The organism is Actinopolymorpha pittospori, from assembly GCF_014873875.1.
GTDB lineage: Bacteria > Actinomycetota > Actinomycetes > Propionibacteriales > Actinopolymorphaceae > Actinopolymorpha > Actinopolymorpha pittospori.
Genome location: NZ_JADBEM010000001.1, coordinates 2,947,881 through 2,964,395 on the forward strand (window position 1 = coordinate 2,947,881; position 16,515 = coordinate 2,964,395).

A 16,515-nucleotide genomic window follows, 5' to 3' on the forward strand; every position below is an offset into this window, starting at 1 on the left:
CAAGACTTCTTTAGGTAAAGCCCTTGTGAAATACGGCGACCGGTTCCGGAAGCGCGGGCCAGGCTGTCCCGACAACGGCGCGATCCTGGCGGCGGACCGGATCCGCGAAGAGTCCCGTTGCCACGGGGAGGGACGGATGAAGCGACACGACACGGCGACACCGGCGCTGCTGCGCCGCATCAACGCGGGTGCGGTCCTCGACAGCCTCCGGTCGGTCGGGGAGCTCAGCGTCAGCGAGCTCGTGGCGCGCACCGACCTGTCCCGGCCGACCGTGGACGCGGCGGTGGCCGACCTGGTGCGGCTGGGCGTGGCGGCGGAGGCGAACAGCGTCGCCGAGGCGACGTCGCGGCCCCGGCGCGGTCGCCCAGCACGCCGCTACCGTTTCCGCGCCGACGCGGGACACCTGCTCGGCATCGACATCGCGGAGGAGACGGTCCAGGTCGTCGTCGCGAACCTGAGCGGGGCGCTCGTCGCCGAACGCAGCCGGCCGGTGGGCCTGGACGTCTCCCGGCGGCGTCGGCTCCAGGTGGTCCGGGCGGCGGCGCGGGCGGCACTGGCCCAGGCCGAGGTCCGGCCGGCGGAGCTGGCGGCGGTCGTCGCGGGCTCACCGGGAACGGTGGACGCCACCACGGGCCGGATCAGCTTCTGCACGGCGATCCCGGAGTGGTCCGGCCTGGACCTGGCTGCCGTCCTTCGAGCGGCGTTCGACTGCCCCGTGTTGGTCGAGAACGACGCCAACCTCGCGGCGATCGGGGAGTCGTGGCGGGGCATCGCCCGCGGCTGCCGGGACGTGGTCTTCTTCCTCCTCGGCACCCGTACCGGCGCCGGTCTCCTCGCCGACGGCCGGCTCCTGCGTGGGCACGACGGGGGCGCGGGCGAGCTCGGGTTCCTCGACCTGTGGGAGGAGTCGCGGACCACCCGCGGCGACCTCGCCCGCACCAGCGCCGACGTCGTGGCCGAACTCCTCGGCACGGGCGGCCGCCGACCAAGCCTCGCGAGTCTGCGCCGCCCGGAGGACCGGGAGAGCCTGTCCTGGGGCGTCGAGACGCGGCCGTTGATCGACGGTGCGCTCGCCGGAGACGAGAACGCCCGCGCCGGCCTGGAACGCTTCGTGGCCAGCGCGGGCTACGCCCTCGTGTCGATGTCCTTGCTGCTCAGCCCGGAGTTGTTCGTCATCGGCGGTGGGACGGCCGCCGACGAGGTCCTGGTCGACCCGTTGCGGCGGATCGTGTCCCGCCTGCTGGAAGGGAAGGCGGCGACACCGCCCCGGGTGGAGGCGTCGACGCTCGGCACCCGCGCGGTCGTGCTGGGCGCCGTACGCCATGGCCTCGACTACGTGGAGCCGCGGCTGTTGGACCGTTTCGACGGCACCCGTGCCTACGACGAGGTCAGGGCCGGGGGAGCGAAGGGAGGTGACGCTCCACCGCCTCGGTGAAGTCCGACGTGCCCGCCGTTCCGCCGAGGTCGCGGGTGCGGACGCCGTAGTCGAGCACCGTCTCGAAGGCGGTGACGAGCTCGGCCGCGGCGGCGGTCTCACCGAGGTGCTCGAGCATCATCGCGCCGGCCCACATCTGGCCGACCGGGTTGGCGATCCCCTGCCCGGCGATGTCGGGCGCGGACCCGTGCACCGGTTCGAACATCGACGGGTGCGTGCGCTCCGGGTTGAGGTTCGCGCTCGGTGCCACACCGATCGACCCGGCGATCGCGCCGGCGAGGTCGGAGAGGATGTCGCCGAACAGGTTCGACGCCACGATGACGTCGAACGCGGTCGGCGCGAGCACCAGCTTGGCCGCCATCGCGTCGACGAGGATCTTCTCCAGCCGAACGCCGTCGTGTCCGGCGAGGGTCTCGGCCACCACCTCGTCCCAGAACGGCATGGTGTGTACGATGCCGTTGGACTTCGTGACCGAGGTGACCAGGCCACGCCGCCCGCTCGCGAGCCGGGCCGCGAACTCCGCCGCCCGGGTGATGCCGGCCCGGGTGAAGATCGCCTCCTGGATAGCCGCTTCGGCCGGCTGGCCGCGGTACATCCGGCCGCCGACCTCGGAGTACTCACCTTCGACGTTCTCCCGGACGATCACGAGGTCCATCTCGCCGCCGCCACGGACCGGGCTGCTCACACCGGGCAGGGCCCGGACCGGGCGCAGGTTGATGTACTGGTGGAAGCGCCGCCGGATCGGGATCAGCAGCCCCCACAGCGTTTCGGTGTCGGGGATCTCGGGGTCGCCGACCGCGCCGAGGAAGATCGCGGCGTTGCGGCCGAGCTGGTCGAGCGCGTCCGCCGGCATCATCGCACCGTGCTGGCGGAAGTAGCTGGATCCCCACGGGTACTCGCGCCAGGCGAGGTCGAAACCGTGACGGTCGGCTACCACGTCCAGGCAGCGGATCGCGGCGGGCACAACCTCCAGGCCGATGCCGTCGCCGGCGATGACGGCGATGTCGTGTTGGCGGGTCATGAATGTCCTTGCTGGGTCGAGGCGGACGGACAGTGGGCGGGAGAACCGAACAGCGCTCCTGCCCTCCGCGAACCTATCGGTGCCACCTGTAATCCCGTTGTGCCTGTCGGTGGTCGCGGTTACGGTCGTCGACTGTGTTCGCGCTAGTGCGGTACGCCTATCAGGTCGCGCGCCCTGGCACGGTGCTGACGTTCGGCCTCGCAATCCTTTCCTCCGCTATCGGTGTCCTCCTCACCTACCTCGTCGGACAGGTCGTCGGCGCGGTTCCTGGTGTGGTCGCCGGTGACGCGGAGGCCATGTCGCTGGCCGCCTTCGGCTGGCTTCTCGCGGCGCTCCTCACGCTGTTCGTGTTGGAGAGCACGCTGCCCGCGATCTCCCAGGTGGTGCAGTGGAACATGGCCAACCGGGTCGCTCGCGACATCGGCGTGCGGCTCATCGACCCGCTGCTCTCGCCACGCCGGATCACCCACCTCGAGGACCCGGCCATCCAGGATCAGCAGGAACGCGCCAAGGGCAAGGAGGGCTACCAGGTCGGGATCGGCCTGCGTACCCTGCCGAGTCTCGTCACCAGCCGGCTCACCCTCCTCGGCGCGGCGATCCTGGTCGGCCAGACGTTCTCCTGGCCGGTCGCGGTCGTCCTCGCCGCCGCGACCCTCTTCATGGAGTGGCACCGCAAACGCGTCGTCGAAGGCGAGATCGACTCCTGGTGGGGACTGACCGAGGGGCAGCGCAAGGCGGGGTACCTCTTCGACCTCGGCATGAAGGACGCCCCGAAGGAGCTGCGCGTCTTCGGCCTCGGACCCTGGCTGCTGGAGCGCTACACCGGGGAGTGGCTCAGCGCGATGCGCCCGGTCTGGCGTGCGCGCAAGCGCGGCACCTGGACCGCGGCCGCCGTCAGCGTCGTTCACCTCGGGAGCAACGCGGTGGCGATCCTCCTGGTCGCCCGGGCCGCCCTCGCCGGTGACCTTCCACTCACCCATGTCGCCACCGCGGTGCCCGCGATCATGTCCGTCGGAATGTCGTTCAACGGCTACGCCGCCGTCCAGGTCAAGCGGGCCCAGACGGCCTACGAGTCCCTGCGCGACCTGCCCCGACTCATTCAGGAGCGGCACCCTGATCTCGGCACCGAGCCGGTCGCCGAGCTCACCACGGAGCCGGTTACCACGGAGCCGGTCGCCACGGAGCCGGTCGCCACGGAGCCGGTCACAGTGAACGCGGCTCGCGGCACGCGTCCGGTCGAGCGGATGCCCCGCGAGGCGATCCGGTTCGAGAACGTCAGCTTCAGCTATCCCGCGACGACCGGGCCCGTCGGCAACTCTTCGGGTCCCGGCGGCCCGCTCACCGCGGAGAGTGTGCGGGCCGAGGCGCCGCCGATCGAGGTGCTGTCCGGGCTCGACCTGGAGATCCGGGCGGGTGAGGCGCTCGCCCTCGTCGGCGTCAACGGCGCCGGCAAGTCGACCCTGGTCAAGCTGCTCGCCGGGGTCTACCAGCCCACCAGCGGCCGGATCACCGTCGACGGCGTCGATCTGCGCGACCTCGACCTGGCCGCCTGGCAGCGGCGCGTCGCCGCCATCGTGCAGGACTTCCTGCGATTCCCGTTGTGCGCGACGGACAACGTGGTCCTCGGTGCCGTCGAACACGCCGGTCAGGACGGAACGTCGGAGGGCGCGGTGGCGAAGGTCGCCGCGCAGGCGGGCATCGCCGACGTCATCGAGGCACTTCCCCGGGGGTGGAAGACCGTGCTCGACAAGACCTACGACCGCGGTGTCGACCTGTCCGGCGGCGAATGGCAGCGGGTCGCCCTCGCGCGGGCGCTGTTCGCCGTGGACGCGGGCGCGGGAGTTCTGGTGCTCGACGAACCCGCCGCCGCGCTCGACGTCCGCGCGGAGTCCGAGCTCGTCGAGCGCTACCTCGACCTGACCGCCGGCCTCACCTCACTGATCATCTCCCACCGGTTCTCCGTCGTCCGCGACGCGCACCGGATCTGCGTCCTCGACGGCGGGCGGATCGTGGAGTCCGGCACGCACCAGGAACTCCTCACGCTGGACGGCCGCTACGCCGCGATGTTCGCCCTGCAGGCCGAGCGCTACCTCGTCAGCGAAGGTGCTCTCGGAAGCGGGTCCGTCGATGCCTGAGTCCGTCCGCGCACTGCGGCTGTGGATCACGACGGCCTTCCGGGCCGCGCCCGCCCTCGTCGTCGCCCAGTGCCTGCTCGCCGTCCTCCAGGCGGTGACCGCGCCGGCGCAGACCCTCGGCGTGAAGCTCCTCGTCGACGGCATCACCGGCGACGACAGCTCGGCCATCGGCTGGGGGACGGCCGTGATCATCCTCGGGTTCACCGTGATGTTCGTCGGCATGGTGATCAGCGGCCCGATCCAGGACACCACCGCCGAACGCGTGGCCGGCCAGGTCTACCGCGACCTGCTCGACGTGACGGTCTCGGTGCCGAGCATCATCCACCACGAACACCCCGAGGTCGCCGACAAGCTGGAGCTGATCCGGGAGCACGCGTGGCGGCTCGGGATGAGCTTCGAGATGCTCCTCTTCATCATCGGAACGGCGGCCAACACCGTCGCCGTCCTCGGCCTGCTCGGCTCGGTACACCCGGTGCTGTTGCTGCTGCCCGTCCTCGGGCTCGGCCGGGTCTGGTCGTCCTACCTCAGCATCCGTCGACTGCAGGACGCCTTCGAGGAGACCGCGCCGCAGGGCCGGGTGATCGACCGGCTCATCGAGATCTCCAAGGACGCCCGCAACGGCCTGGAGGTGCGGGTCTTCGGTCTGCGTTCGGTGCTCGTCGACCGGCTCAGCCGCTTGCACGACGAGCTGTACGACGTCCAGGGCACGGCGATGCGCAAGGGCGCCCTGCTCGACGGCTCGGTCCGGCTGCTGTTCGGCCTCGTCTACGCCGCCGCGATCGTGTGGGCCATCGCACGGGCACGAGCGGGCGGGATCAGCGCCGGTGACGTCGTACTCCTCATCCTCGTCGCGCCCCAGGTCGACCAGATGGCGGGTGGTCTCGCCGGCAACGTCTACTGGCTGGGTGAGGTGCTGCGCAGCTTCGGACGCTACGAATGGCTGCGTACCTATGCGGAGAAGAACTCCTGGGCGCAGAGCCGGGAGCCCGCACCGACCCGACTCAGCGCGGGCATCCGGCTGGAGAACGTCGAGTTCAGCTACCCAGGCTCCGAACGCCCCGTCCTCAAGAACGTCAACCTCACCTTGCCGGCGGGCGCGACCGTCGCCCTGGTGGGGGAGAACGGCGCCGGCAAGACCACCCTGGTGAAGGTGCTCGCCAGGCTCTACGACCCCAGCGCGGGCACGGTGTGGATCGATGACACCGACCTGCGCACCATCGACCCCGCGGCGTGGCGGAAACGGATGTCGGCCGGCTTCCAGGACTTCGTCAAGTTTCAGTTGACGGCGCGGGAGGTCGTCGGCATCGGCGACACCGAGCGGCAGGACGACGAGCAGGCGATCCAGGCCGCGCTGGTGCGGGGAGACGCCGAGGCCGTGGTGGCCCGGCTCCCCAAGGGTCTCGACACCCAGCTGGGCAAGAAGTTCACCGGTGGGATGGAGCTGTCCGGAGGGCAGTGGCAGCGACTGGCGTTGGCGCGGGCGTTCATGCGCGAACGCACTCTGCTGCTGTTGCTCGACGAACCCACCGCCGCCCTCGACCCCGAAGCCGAGCACGTGCTGTTCGAGCGGTTCGCCGAGGCGTCCCGGGTCGCCGCGCGGGAGACCGGCGGCGTGACGATCCTGGTGTCCCACCGTTTCTCCACGGTGCGGATGGCCGACCTGATCGTGGTGATGGTCGACGGCCAGGTGACCGAGGTCGGTTCACACGAGGAGCTGCTCGACCTGGACGGGCGTTACGCCGAACTCTTCGAGATGCAGGCCCGCGCCTACCGCTGACTCCCGACCCACCAAGCCCCGCCCCCACCAAGCCCCGCCTCCGGCACGCACCCCGACCATCCGGCCAGGACCTCGTGATCATGCGCGCGATCACGAGGGCCTGGGTGGATGGAGGCCCGTTCGTCTCCATGATCGTGCTGGGCGCACAGATCGGGCATCTCGGGTCAAGCTCGGTACCCGGGGCCACGCACCTACGCCGGGCGCCCGGGCCGCTACCGAGGCCGGCGGCTCGTGATCTCCCCCACACCGGTCGGTCTGCCCGACTTCGGTCGATCTTCGCCGCCGCTCGCGGTCACCCGTCCGAGGCGGTGGCTGGCTGTCAGGCGTGTCGAGCGGGCGACTACCGTTCATAGCATGTCGACACACTTTGACGTGGTGGTACTGGGTTCGGGACCGGGCGGCTACACCGCCGCGGTCCGGGCAGCGCAGTTGGGTCTCAAGACGGCCGTTGTGGAAGAGCGCTTCTGGGGCGGCGTCTGCCTCAATATCGGGTGTATTCCGTCCAAGGCGCTGCTGCGCAACGCCGAACTCGTCCACCTCTTCACCAAGGAGGCCGACGCCTTCGGCATCTCGACCGACGGTGAGGTGCGCGTCGACTACGGTGCGGCATACACCCGCAGCCGCAAGGTCGCGGAAGGACGCGTCAAGGGCGTCCACTACCTGATGAAGAAGAACGCGATCACGGAGTACAACGGTCGCGGCACCTTCACCGACCCGCATACCCTGCGCGTGGACACCGACGGCGGGTCCGAGACGGTGACGTTCGAGCACTGCATCATCGCCACGGGCGCGACCACCAAGCTGCTCCCCGGCACGACCACCAGCGAGCGGGTCGTGACCTATGAGGAGCAGATCCTCAGCGACCAGCTTCCGAAGAGCATCATCATCGCCGGCGCCGGCGCGATCGGCGTCGAGTTCGCCTACATTCTCAACAGCTACGGCGTGAAGGTCACGATCGTCGAGTTCCTGGACCGGATCGTCCCGCTGGAGGACCAGGAAGTCTCCGCGGAGCTCGCCCGGCGGTTCCGGCGGCTCGGCATCGACCTGCTCACCTCGACGCGCGTCGAGTCCATCGACGAGAGCGGCCCCCAGGTCCGCGTGACGGTCTCCCGCGACGGGCAGCAGCAGGTGCTCGAAGCCGACAAGGTGCTGCAGGCGATCGGCTTCGCCCCCCGGGTCGAAGGCTACGGCCTGGAGTCGACCGGCGTCCGGCTGACCGAGCGTGGCGCCATCGCGGTCGACAGCCGCGGCCGGACGACGGTTCCTCACCTGTACGCCATCGGTGACGTGACGTCGCAGCTCATGCTCGCCCACGCGGCGGAGTCCATGGGGATCATCGCCGCCGAGACGATCGCCGACGCGGAGACGATGGAGCTCGACTTCGTCATGATCCCGCGGGCGACCTACTGCCAGCCGCAGATCGCGAGTTTCGGCCTGACCGAGGAGCAGGCGCGCGAGCGCGGCCACGACGTCCGGGTGGCGAAGTTCCCGTTCACCGCCAACGGCAAGGCTCACGGCCTCGGCGACACCAGCGGGTTCGTGAAGATCCTCAGCGACGGGGCCTACGGCGAACTCCTGGGCGCCCACCTGATCGGCCCGGACGTGAGCGAACTCCTCCCCGAACTCACCCTCGCGCAGCGCTGGGACCTGACCGTGCACGAGGTCGCTCGCAACGTGCACGCCCACCCGACGCTCAGCGAAGCGGTGAAGGAGGCCATCCACGGTCTCGCCGGCCACATGATCAACATGTAGCGGAGCTCACCGCGGCGCTGACCCAGTGCCGTGCGGGAAACGCCCGGGTACGACGTGTCGCCGTACCCGGGCGTTCGCGTCTCCGCGGGCGCCGCACCCCAGCGTGTCGCCGTGCCCGGCTGGGTATGTGCGACGGACGGGTGGCGAGCTACCGGCAGGGTCCGGGCTCGCGCGGCATCGAGCGAGAGGCGCGCGGTATGGGCGGCGGACGTGGTGGCCTTCCGCGGCCGAGCCAGATTCCGGCGCACGCGACGCTTGCCGGTGACGGCGTCCGGGTCGGGAACGGTCCGGTGTTCGTGGACGCCTACATCGACTTCATGTGCCCGTTCTCCAAGCAGTTCCTGCAGACCTGCGGCGTGGCCCTGGAATCGATGCTCAACGACAGCCTGATCTCGCTGGCCTACCACCCGCTGGACTTCATGGACGGGGCGTCCACCACCCAGTACTCATCCCGGGCCGCGTCGGCGGCCGGTGCGGCGTCTGAGGACGAGCGGTTCCCGGAGTACGCCATGGCGCTGTTCAAGCATCAGCCCCGCGAGGGTGGCCCGGGGCTGTCCGACGACGAGCTGATCACCCTGGGGGTCAGTATCGGCCTGAGCGAGCCGGCGTTCGCGCGGCACGTGGTCGCGCGGACCTACGTCGAGTGGGCCCACTACGTCAGCGGCCGCGCCGCGGAGCGAGGCGTGGCCGGTACACCGGCGATCCTGGTCGAGGGCATGCCGGTGCAGGCGAACGCGGGTTCGATCGCGCGGGCGGTTCTCGCGCGGTGACGCGGTCGCCGTCGGCCCGGCGAACGGCGGTCGCCGGGCCCTCATCCCTCGCCGGTCCCACTCACCCCTCGCTGGAGGTCGACGCCTCGACCGGTGCCTCGGTCGCGGCCGCGGGAGGTCGGGACCGCCGGAGCCGGCGCGCGATGGGTTCGACGTACCTCGCCGTGAGCGGCCCGACGATCACCAGGATCAGGACGTACGCCGTGGCGAGCGGCCCGAGGTCCGGCTGGATCCCCGCGGTCACCGCGATTCCGGCGATGACGATGGAGAACTCGCCGCGCGCGACGAGCGTGCCGCCGGCCCGCCAGCGCCCGCGTTCACCGATCCCGGCCCGGCGAGCGGCCCAGTACCCGGTCGCGATCTTGGTGATCACCGTGACGACCGCGAGCAGGAGCGCGGGGATCAGAACCGGCGGAATGCTCGCCGGGTCGGTGCTGAGTCCGAAGAAGACGAAGAAGACGCCGGCGAAGAGGTCGCGCAACGGACTGAGCAGGGTGTGTGCGCCGTCGGCGACCTCACCCGACAACGCGATCCCGACCAGGAAGGCGCCGACCGCGGCGGAGACCTGGAGTTGCTGGGCGATCCCGGCGACCAGCAGGGTCAGCCCGAACACCACCAGCAGCAGCTTCTCCGGGTCGTCGCTGGAGACGAACTGCGAGATTAGCCGACCGTAGCGGAGCGCGAGGACGAGGACGGTCGCGGCGGCGCCGAGCGCGATCACCAAGGTGATGCTTCCGGTCAGCAGGCCTGCCCCCGCCAGCAGCGCGGTGAGGATCGGCAGGTAGACCGCCATGGAGAGGTCTTCCAGGACGAGCACGCTCAGGACGACGGGCGTCTCGCGGTTGCCGACGCGGCCGAGGTCGGAGAGCACCTTCGCGATGACGCCGGAGGAGGAGATCCAGGTCACCCCGGCCAGGACGACCGCCGCGACCGGTCCCCAGCCGAGCAGCAGAGCGGCGACCGCGCCGGGCACGGCGTTCAGGACGAAGTCGACCGCACCGGCCGGGAACTGCGTCTTGAGGTTGGTGACGAGGTCGGAGGCGGTGTATTCGAGTCCCAGCATCAATAGCAGCAGGATGACGCCGATCTCCGCGCCGATGGAGACGAACTCCTCGCTCGCGTCCAGCGGGAGCAGGCCACCGTGGCCGAAGGCCAGGCCGGCGAGCAGGTAGAGGGGGATCGGCGAGAACCCGTATCGGCCCGCGATCCGGCCGAGGAGGCCGAGGCCGAGGATGATGGCGCCGAGCTCGATCAGGAGGACGGCCGGGTGCACCTGCTCACTCCCGCTCGAGGATGGCGACGGCGGCGTCCAGGCCCTCACGGGTGCCGATGACGATCAGGGTGTCGCCGCCGGCGAACCGGAAGTCGGGCCGCGGCGAGGGGATCGCGTCGGTACGGCGCAGCACCGCGACGATCGAGGCGCCGGTCTCCGCGCGCAGCCGCGTCTCGCCGAGCAGCCGGCCGTTCCAGTACGACGTCGCCGACAGCGGGATCCGCTCGGCGACCAGGCCGAGGTCGGTGGTGTGCAGCAGACTCGGGCTCCGGTGTTCCGGCATGAGTGCCTCGGCCAGCGTGGTCGCCTCGGCCCCGGTCAGGTGCAGCGACAGGGCGCAGGCATCGGGGTCGTCCGCGCGGTAGGCGTTGACGCTGCGACTACCGTCACGGTGGGCGACCACGGACAGATGCCGGTGCTCGCGGGTCGTGAGGTCGTACTTCACGCCGATACCCGGCAGGGGAGTGGTGCTCATGTGGGGACTGGGCACGGGGCGTCTCCGTCCGTGTTCCTGGCCGCGGGTCGTTGCTGACCGGCGGCTACGACGTGAGTCCGGGAGTGGCGGCGTCGTCGAACTCGCCCTTCTTGGCGCCGTCGAGGAAGCACTCCCATTCGTGCCGGTCGTAGACCAACACCCGATTCGTGCCGTCGCTGGCGAGGCGCATCAGCACCCACTCGCCGGTGAAGGCCACCTCGATGGCGCCGGGCTCCCCGCTCGAACCGCGCCACTCGATGGTGTCGACGTCGATGTCGAGTTCCTCGACCGTGGGCTTACGTCTTGTGCTCATGGCGACCCTCCTCGTGTCTGCGCAGGGTCGATCCTCTCATCCTGCGTGACGACGGGGGCCGGGCGCGCTGTGTCTGCCCGGGGGTCCGGGCCGAGGCCCGGGCCGGTCGGAGTGGGCGCCCACTCACGGTTTGCGGGCCACTCCGCAGTAGACCCAGCGGGAGCCGTCGCTGTCGGCCGTCTCGGGGTCGTCGGCGCCCCACAGGCCGGTGTAGGTCACGCCTTCCTTGGCGCCCTCGTACGGAGGAACGAGTTCGAGACCGTCGAAGAAACGTTCGACGTCCGGCTTGGAACGGAAGTGGACCTGTTCGTTGGCGGCGGCGTAGACCTCGTGGAAGGTCTCGACGACCTCGGGCCGATTCCGGTCAGCGGTGATGTGGGACAGGGAGAGATGGCTGCCTGGTGCGAGGGCGTCCAGATAACGCCGGACGAGGGCCCACGGGTCGCTGTCGTCGGAGACGAAGTGGACGACGGCGATCAGCATCAGGCCGACCGGCTTGTCGAAGTCGATCAGCGCCTGGACCTCCGGGGCCCCGAGCACGTCGTCGGGGGCGCGGAAGTCGCCCGCGATGAAGCCGGTGTTGTCGGCGCCTTCCAGCAGGGACCGCGCGTGGGCCAGCACCATGGGGTCGTTGTCGACGTAGACGGTGTGCGCGTCCAGGGCGACCGACTGCACCGCCTCGTGGGTGTTGTTCCTGGTCGGCAGGCCCGCGCCGATGTCGATGAACTGCCGGATGCCGGCCTCGGCGGCCATCCACCGCGCGGATCGCTGCAGGAACCCGCGGTTGGCCCAGGCGCCGTCCTCGAGCTCGGGCATGCGCGCGCGGATCCGCTCGGCCGCGATCCGGTCGATCTCGAGATGCTCGGTGCCGCCGAGGTAGTAGTCGTAGAGTCGACCCGCGCTCGGACGGGTGGGGTCAACGCCCGGTGGGACAGCCTCAGGCTCACTCATCGTGCCTCCACGGCGACGTGCTCGGACTGCAGGTCGTCCCCCCGACCCCCGAAGGCCGCCGTGCACACTCCGGACCGGGAACGGACCGGGACGTGACACCCTCCCTGAGTCGAACAGATGGCCGGACCAGAGGCGGAACCAGTGCTCGAACCAGTTGGAACCAGTGGTCGAACCAGTGTTGGAACTGACGGGCGGCTTTTCGTTAGAGATCAAATTCGGAGGCAGGCTAGCACGATCTTGCATCGAGCCCGCGAATCGCGATCCGGGAGGAACGCACTTGTGAATCACAATTTCAGCGGGCATTATGATGTCCAGAATGTCCTGTCAAGAGGGACACGAGTTCAGCGTTCGCAAAGGAGGGCTCAGTGAGCAGCGCGTACGGCGCGACCGTCGCCAAGCGTCGCCTCTCCCGTCGCCTCTCCGAACTCCGCGTCGAGAGCGGCTACACCGCCAACCAGGTCTGCGACCGGCTCAACTGGGGCCGCGGCAAGGTCGGACGGTTCGAAGCGAACGTCTGGGTGCGCCCGGAGATGAGTGACATCCGCGACCTGCTCCGCATCTACGGTGCGGACGAGGAGGTCGCGAAGGACTTGGAGGAGCTCGCCGCGCTGGCGCGGACCAGGGCCTGGTGGCGCGACTACAGCGACGTGTTCGACAACGAGTTCCCCGGCTTCGAGGACGACGCCGTCCGCATCAGCACCTACATGCCGCTGATCCTCCCAGCACCCCTGCAGACGCCTGCCTACATGGAGGCGCAGATGAGGTTCGGTACCCGGTCGTCGGCGTGGCGCAACCGAGCCGTCGGTGCTCGGCTGCGTCGCCAGGAGATCCTCGACCGCGGCGACGGCACCGCGCCTGACCTGGTCTCGGTCATCACCGAGGCGTCGTTGATGTACCGGTGGGGCTCGCAGATCGAGCGCCGGGCCCAGATCGGCCACCTGGTGGAGATGAGCCGCCGATCCAACATCGAGTTGCGGCTCCTGCGCTTCGCCGACGGCCCGCACCCGGGCATGTGCGGCCCCATCAACATCTTCGACTTTCCCGACGGCGAGCCCAGCGTGGCCTACGTCGAGACCGACTTCGCACTGCAGGAGGTGAGCAAGCCCAAGGAGGTCGAAGGCTACAAGGAGATCTTCGACCAGGCCCGAGCCGCGGCGCTGGAGTCACCCGCGACCACGGCTTATCTGAAACAACTCGCAGAATCGCTGGAGTGAGCATGATCGACCTGTCTCAGGCGCAGTGGCGGAAGGCGACGCGGAGCGGCCAGAACAACGGTGGTTGCGTCGAGATCGCCGCGAACCTGCCCGGCGTCGCCGCCGTGCGGGACAGCGTGCACCCGGATCGGGGCGCGCACGTCGTCGACCGAAGCGTCTTCGCGGCGTTCCTCGAGGACGTCAAGGCCGGTCGCTACGACATCTGAGGGCGACCACACCTTCGCAGAGCAGATCCCCCCGGAGCGCAGATCCGGGGGGATCTTTTACTCCCCTGTCTCGGGGGCAGGGGGTCACCTTATCGCCACTGGTTGCGACCGGGCCAGAGACCGTCGTCGCCGTTGCGCCCGCTTCGCCGACCCGGCGCCGGCACCTTCCCGGTGAGCCGGCAGCGACTCCTCTCCCGTCGCGGCTCCCGTCGCGAGACCTCGTCCCACCCGAGCGCCGGCAGGACCTCCCATGCGTCCGGACCACACCGTCGACCGCGTCACGCCTGGTCACAGGGCTCGCGTGGCGCGATCGGTGATGCACAAGATCAAGGACGCGTCAACTGATTCCCAGGGTGTGATTGTCAAGAGCCCGATTCGTGCCATACGCTTCGGTTTGTGTGAATCACAGATTCCGAGGGTTGAAAGGCGGAGGCACATGTTGCAACGACAGCAGGGGCAGGTCGCTCTCGCCGTTGTCGCTCCGGGCAGTGACCCGGACGGTGCCCCGGAATCTGGTTCTCGCTCGACCGGACGCCTGGCCGGAGGACCGCCGGCCCGCGTGCTCTCCCTGCTGGGAAAGCGCATGCCGGGCGCCTGACGCAGTGTCTCGACCACCCGGATCCCCAGACCTCGGAAACGGAGATGCGATGAGCGGCCCAGTAGGTATCGAGACCAGCTTGGGGACTGCCCCGTCCCCAGGCGCGCCCGTGCCCCTCGCCAGGGAGAGTTTCCCCGTCCACGTGCCGGGCATCGGCCCGGTGTCATGGTCACGGGACCAGCTCAACGCCCACGCCGTCCTCATGGGCCGTACCCACCAGCCAGACGGTCCGCCCGTCACCATCCGGGGCCGCTGGCACCCCTTCTCCCGCGGCGTCCGGCAACTCTCCTGCTGCGCCGCCTGCGCCCTGGACTGGCCGTGTCCGGAGCTGCGCTGGGCGGAGAGCTGGCTCGGCACCAAGCGTCGCTTCCGTCGTGGCGTGGGGCGTCACGACTGAACGCTCGAAACGGGGGCGGTCGAGGCGACACCGAACGGACGCCGGGGAGTTCTGGCGGACGTCGCCGCGGCCGGTGGATCAGGTTTCGAACGGGCATGGGCTAGAAGGAGAAGTCGTGCCGGCGACACGGAGAAGGTTCGACGCGGAGTTCCGCGCGGGAGCGGTCCGGATCGTGCAGGAGACCGGGCGCCCGATCGCCCAGGTCGCTCGCGAGCTGGGAATCAGCGAGACCACGCTCGGACAGTGGGTGAAGAAGGTGCCGGGCGGCATGCCCGGCCCGGGCATGGGTGCGTGTGGATCGGTCGGGCGGTTGTCAGGTGCCGGCCACAGCGCGACCGACGTTCTCGGGAGCGACGAGCGGGCCGAGCTCGCTCGGCTGCGCGCCGAGAACGCCGAGCTGCGGATGGAGTGCGATGCGCTCCGCCGGTCGATGGCGCGCTGGGTTCGCAAGGCGATGCGGCCCGTCGCCCGCATGTCCCTGTGAACGTCGCGCCGACCGTCCAGGTGGCGGTACCGCGCAGCTCGCCACTCCCGGTGATAGTGACAAGGCTGCATTGACAGCGGGCCGGATGCGGAAGGGACGGCGTGGCCATCGTGGCCGCGCCCGGACCGGCGCCTTCAGCCGGTTCGGTGGCGCTGCCCGTTCGGTCGCGCTCCGCGCCGGCCCGCTCGCACCTCGACCGGTCGTGGCCGCCGGGGTGGGCGGCGCGAGGATCGCCGACTACCGTCACCAAGGTGAGCACTGCACTGAGCGAACGCGGCAGGACCGGGCACGTCGCGTGGGCACGCACCAGCGAGCGTCCGGACGTCCTCCTCCTCCACGGTTTCACCGACGCGGCGGACTGCTGGGAAGCCGTGGCCTCCGCGCTGGCCGACCGGTGGGGCGTCCTCGCGACCGACGCACGCGGGCACGGTGAGTCCGGCCTGCCCGAGGAACCGTTCGGTCGGATGGCGCACGCCCGTGACGCCGCCCTCGTCCTGGACGCCGAGCCCGGTGTCGGACCGGACGGCGTGATCGTGGTGGGGCACTCGATGGGCGCCGGGGCCGCGGCGGCTCTCGCGCAGTCCCGACCCGACCTGGTGCGCGCTCTCGTCCTCGAGGACCCGCCGCCCGGACAGCCGCGGCAGCCCTCCGGTGAGGCCCGCAGCCGGACGATGCCGGAGTGGCTGCGCGCGGCACGCGACCGCGACCTCGCCGAGCGGATCGCCCGATGCCGGACCGACAACCCGGACTGGTCCGAGGACGAGTTCGAGCCGTGGGCCCGGTCGAAGGAACAGTTCGACACCCACGTGTTCGACCTGCCTTCGGAGTACCCCGCCTACCTGCCGGAGGTCCTCGCGAAGGTGGCCTGTCCGGTCCTACTGATCCACGGCGACACCGACCGCGGTTCGCTGATCCCGCCGCAGACGGCGGCGGCGTGCGCGATGGCGGCGGCGGGGGACTTCGAGGTCGCCCGGATCGACGGCGCCGGTCACTCGGTACGCCGCGACCGTCGCGGACCCTATCTCGCGGCGCTCACGGGGTTCCTGGAGCGCCACTCTCACGCCTGACCGGACCCGCCCGCGCCGGATCCGGGTACACCGACCAGTGACTCACGGGCGGCGTTGGCGAGGGCGTCGCAGCGTTCGTTCTCCGGGTGACCGCTGTGGCCCTTGATCCAGTGGTACCTGACGTCGTGCGGCGCGGTCAGTTCGTCCAGCCGCTGCCACAGGTCGAGGTTCTCGACCGGCTTGCCGTCGGCCTTGCGCCAACCGCGGGCCTTCCAGCCCCGCATCCACTCCCGCAGTCCGCGCAGGACGTACTGCGAGTCTGAGGTCAGCTCGACGACCGACGGGCGCCGGAGCGCGGCGAGTCCCTCGATCACGGCGCGGAGTTCCATCCGCTGGTTCGTCGCGACCGGCTCGGCACCGGATCGCTCCTGAGTCTTCCCACTGGCGGGGTGCCTGAGGATGTAGGCCCACCCGCCGGGTCCGGGGTTCGGCCGGCAGGATCCGTCGGTGTACAGCTCGACGTGTGAGGGTTCGGAGGCGGCCACAGCAGCGAGAGTAGTCGCCGGCGAGTCGCAGCCGGGCCGGCCATACCGGCGTACCAGGAGAGTCTGGCTCGGAAAAGGCGAGCCGGGCATGGCGGCGAAATCGGTCCAGGAGAATTCTGCCGAAATTCGGAGCGCCCGCGAATTCGAGCGAAACCCACCACC

At 70.3% G+C, this 16,515-nt stretch carries 16 protein-coding genes; 10 read left to right on the forward strand and 6 right to left on the reverse strand.

Annotation, left to right across the window (positions count from 1 at the left end; all coding sequences use genetic code 11):
* Positions 1 to 136: 136 nt before the first annotated feature.
* The gene (locus HEB94_RS14020; RefSeq protein ID WP_192750292.1) at positions 137 to 1,435 is read left to right on the forward strand and encodes an ROK family protein; all 1,299 of its coding nucleotides are present in this window, start codon (positions 137 to 139) and stop codon (positions 1,433 to 1,435) included.
* Here HEB94_RS14020 and HEB94_RS14025 read toward each other — a convergent pair.
* Positions 1,389 to 2,456 (reverse strand): tartrate dehydrogenase, encoded by a 1,068-nt coding sequence (locus tag HEB94_RS14025; protein WP_192750293.1) that lies wholly within the window; start codon positions 2,454 to 2,456, stop codon positions 1,389 to 1,391. The genes HEB94_RS14020 and HEB94_RS14025 overlap by 47 nt on opposite strands.
* Positions 2,457 to 2,590: 134 nt before the next feature.
* Here HEB94_RS14025 and HEB94_RS14030 point away from each other — a divergent pair, with 134 nt between their 5' ends.
* From HEB94_RS14030 to HEB94_RS14045, 4 genes are all read left to right on the forward strand, one after another.
* Positions 2,591 to 4,591 (forward strand): ATP-binding cassette domain-containing protein, encoded by a 2,001-nt coding sequence (locus HEB94_RS14030; protein WP_192750294.1) that lies wholly within the window; start codon positions 2,591 to 2,593, stop codon positions 4,589 to 4,591.
* A complete protein-coding gene (locus HEB94_RS14035; protein ID WP_192750295.1) occupies positions 4,584 to 6,368 on the forward strand; it encodes an ABC transporter ATP-binding protein in 1,785 nt (594 codons plus the stop codon). The genes HEB94_RS14030 and HEB94_RS14035 overlap by 8 nt, the downstream gene beginning before the upstream one ends.
* Positions 6,369 to 6,722: 354 nt before the next feature.
* On the forward strand, positions 6,723 to 8,120 hold the full coding sequence (gene lpdA / locus HEB94_RS14040) for a dihydrolipoyl dehydrogenase (protein ID WP_192750296.1): 1,398 nt from the start codon (positions 6,723 to 6,725) through the stop codon (positions 8,118 to 8,120).
* Between the two features lie 197 nt (positions 8,121 to 8,317).
* Positions 8,318 to 8,890 (forward strand): DsbA family protein, encoded by a 573-nt coding sequence (locus HEB94_RS14045; protein ID WP_192750297.1) that lies wholly within the window; start codon positions 8,318 to 8,320, stop codon positions 8,888 to 8,890.
* A gap of 61 nt (positions 8,891 to 8,951) precedes the next feature.
* Here the strand turns inward: HEB94_RS14045 and HEB94_RS14050 are convergent, their stop codons facing one another.
* The 4 genes from HEB94_RS14050 to HEB94_RS14065 form a co-directional block, all read right to left on the reverse strand.
* Positions 8,952 to 10,163 carry a cation:proton antiporter domain-containing protein gene (locus tag HEB94_RS14050; RefSeq protein ID WP_192750298.1) on the reverse strand — a complete coding sequence of 404 codons (1,212 nt, stop codon included), beginning with the start codon at positions 10,161 to 10,163 and terminating at the stop codon, positions 8,952 to 8,954.
* A 4-nt stretch (positions 10,164 to 10,167) separates the two neighbouring features.
* A complete protein-coding gene (locus HEB94_RS14055) occupies positions 10,168 to 10,638 on the reverse strand; it encodes a cation:proton antiporter regulatory subunit (RefSeq protein ID WP_192750299.1) in 471 nt (156 codons plus the stop codon).
* 64 nt (positions 10,639 to 10,702) lie between these two features.
* Positions 10,703 to 10,951 (reverse strand): DUF397 domain-containing protein, encoded by a 249-nt coding sequence (locus HEB94_RS14060; RefSeq protein ID WP_192750300.1) that lies wholly within the window; start codon positions 10,949 to 10,951, stop codon positions 10,703 to 10,705.
* Positions 10,952 to 11,074: 123 nt separating this feature from the next.
* A complete protein-coding gene (locus HEB94_RS14065; protein ID WP_192750301.1) occupies positions 11,075 to 11,902 on the reverse strand; it encodes an SAM-dependent methyltransferase in 828 nt (275 codons plus the stop codon).
* A gap of 365 nt (positions 11,903 to 12,267) precedes the next feature.
* On the opposite strand from HEB94_RS14065, the gene HEB94_RS50575 reads away from it, so the two are divergent.
* From HEB94_RS50575 to HEB94_RS14090, 5 genes are all read left to right on the forward strand, one after another.
* Positions 12,268 to 13,116, forward strand: coding sequence for a Scr1 family TA system antitoxin-like transcriptional regulator (locus HEB94_RS50575; RefSeq protein WP_192750302.1), 849 nt, complete (start codon positions 12,268 to 12,270; stop codon positions 13,114 to 13,116).
* 2 nt (positions 13,117 to 13,118) lie between these two features.
* Positions 13,119 to 13,322, forward strand: coding sequence for a DUF397 domain-containing protein (locus tag HEB94_RS14075; RefSeq protein WP_192756438.1), 204 nt, complete (start codon positions 13,119 to 13,121; stop codon positions 13,320 to 13,322).
* 707 nt (positions 13,323 to 14,029) lie between these two features.
* Positions 14,030 to 14,317: a hypothetical protein gene (locus tag HEB94_RS53515; protein ID WP_192750303.1), complete on the forward strand. Its 288-nt coding sequence runs from the start codon at positions 14,030 to 14,032 to the stop codon at positions 14,315 to 14,317.
* Between the two features lie 115 nt (positions 14,318 to 14,432).
* Complete coding sequence (locus HEB94_RS53520; RefSeq protein WP_192750304.1) at positions 14,433 to 14,801, forward strand: transposase; 369 nt, start codon at positions 14,433 to 14,435, stop codon at positions 14,799 to 14,801.
* 251 nt (positions 14,802 to 15,052) lie between these two features.
* Entirely contained in the window at positions 15,053 to 15,868 is an 816-nt protein-coding gene (locus HEB94_RS14090; protein ID WP_192750305.1) for an alpha/beta fold hydrolase, read from the forward strand.
* Here the strand turns inward: HEB94_RS14090 and rnhA are convergent.
* A complete protein-coding gene (gene rnhA / locus HEB94_RS14095) occupies positions 15,859 to 16,353 on the reverse strand; it encodes a ribonuclease HI (RefSeq protein ID WP_337917667.1) in 495 nt (164 codons plus the stop codon). The genes HEB94_RS14090 and rnhA overlap by 10 nt on opposite strands.
* Positions 16,354 to 16,515: the final 162 nt, after the last annotated feature.

Coding starts and splice junctions, on each gene's coding strand:
- HEB94_RS14020 (WP_192750292.1), top strand. CDS start 137: ATGAAGCGACACGACACGGCGACACCGGCGCTGCTGCGCCGCATCAAC.
- HEB94_RS14025 (WP_192750293.1), bottom strand. CDS start 2,456: ATGACCCGCCAACACGACATCGCCGTCATCGCCGGCGACGGCATCGGC.
- HEB94_RS14035 (WP_192750295.1), top strand. CDS start 4,584: ATGCCTGAGTCCGTCCGCGCACTGCGGCTGTGGATCACGACGGCCTTC.
- lpdA (WP_192750296.1), top strand. CDS start 6,723: ATGTCGACACACTTTGACGTGGTGGTACTGGGTTCGGGACCGGGCGGC.
- HEB94_RS14045 (WP_192750297.1), top strand. CDS start 8,318: ATGGGCGGCGGACGTGGTGGCCTTCCGCGGCCGAGCCAGATTCCGGCG.
- HEB94_RS14055 (WP_192750299.1), bottom strand. CDS start 10,638: ATGAGCACCACTCCCCTGCCGGGTATCGGCGTGAAGTACGACCTCACG.
- HEB94_RS14060 (WP_192750300.1), bottom strand. CDS start 10,951: ATGAGCACAAGACGTAAGCCCACGGTCGAGGAACTCGACATCGACGTC.
- HEB94_RS14065 (WP_192750301.1), bottom strand. CDS start 11,902: ATGAGTGAGCCTGAGGCTGTCCCACCGGGCGTTGACCCCACCCGTCCG.
- HEB94_RS14075 (WP_192756438.1), top strand. CDS start 13,119: ATGATCGACCTGTCTCAGGCGCAGTGGCGGAAGGCGACGCGGAGCGGC.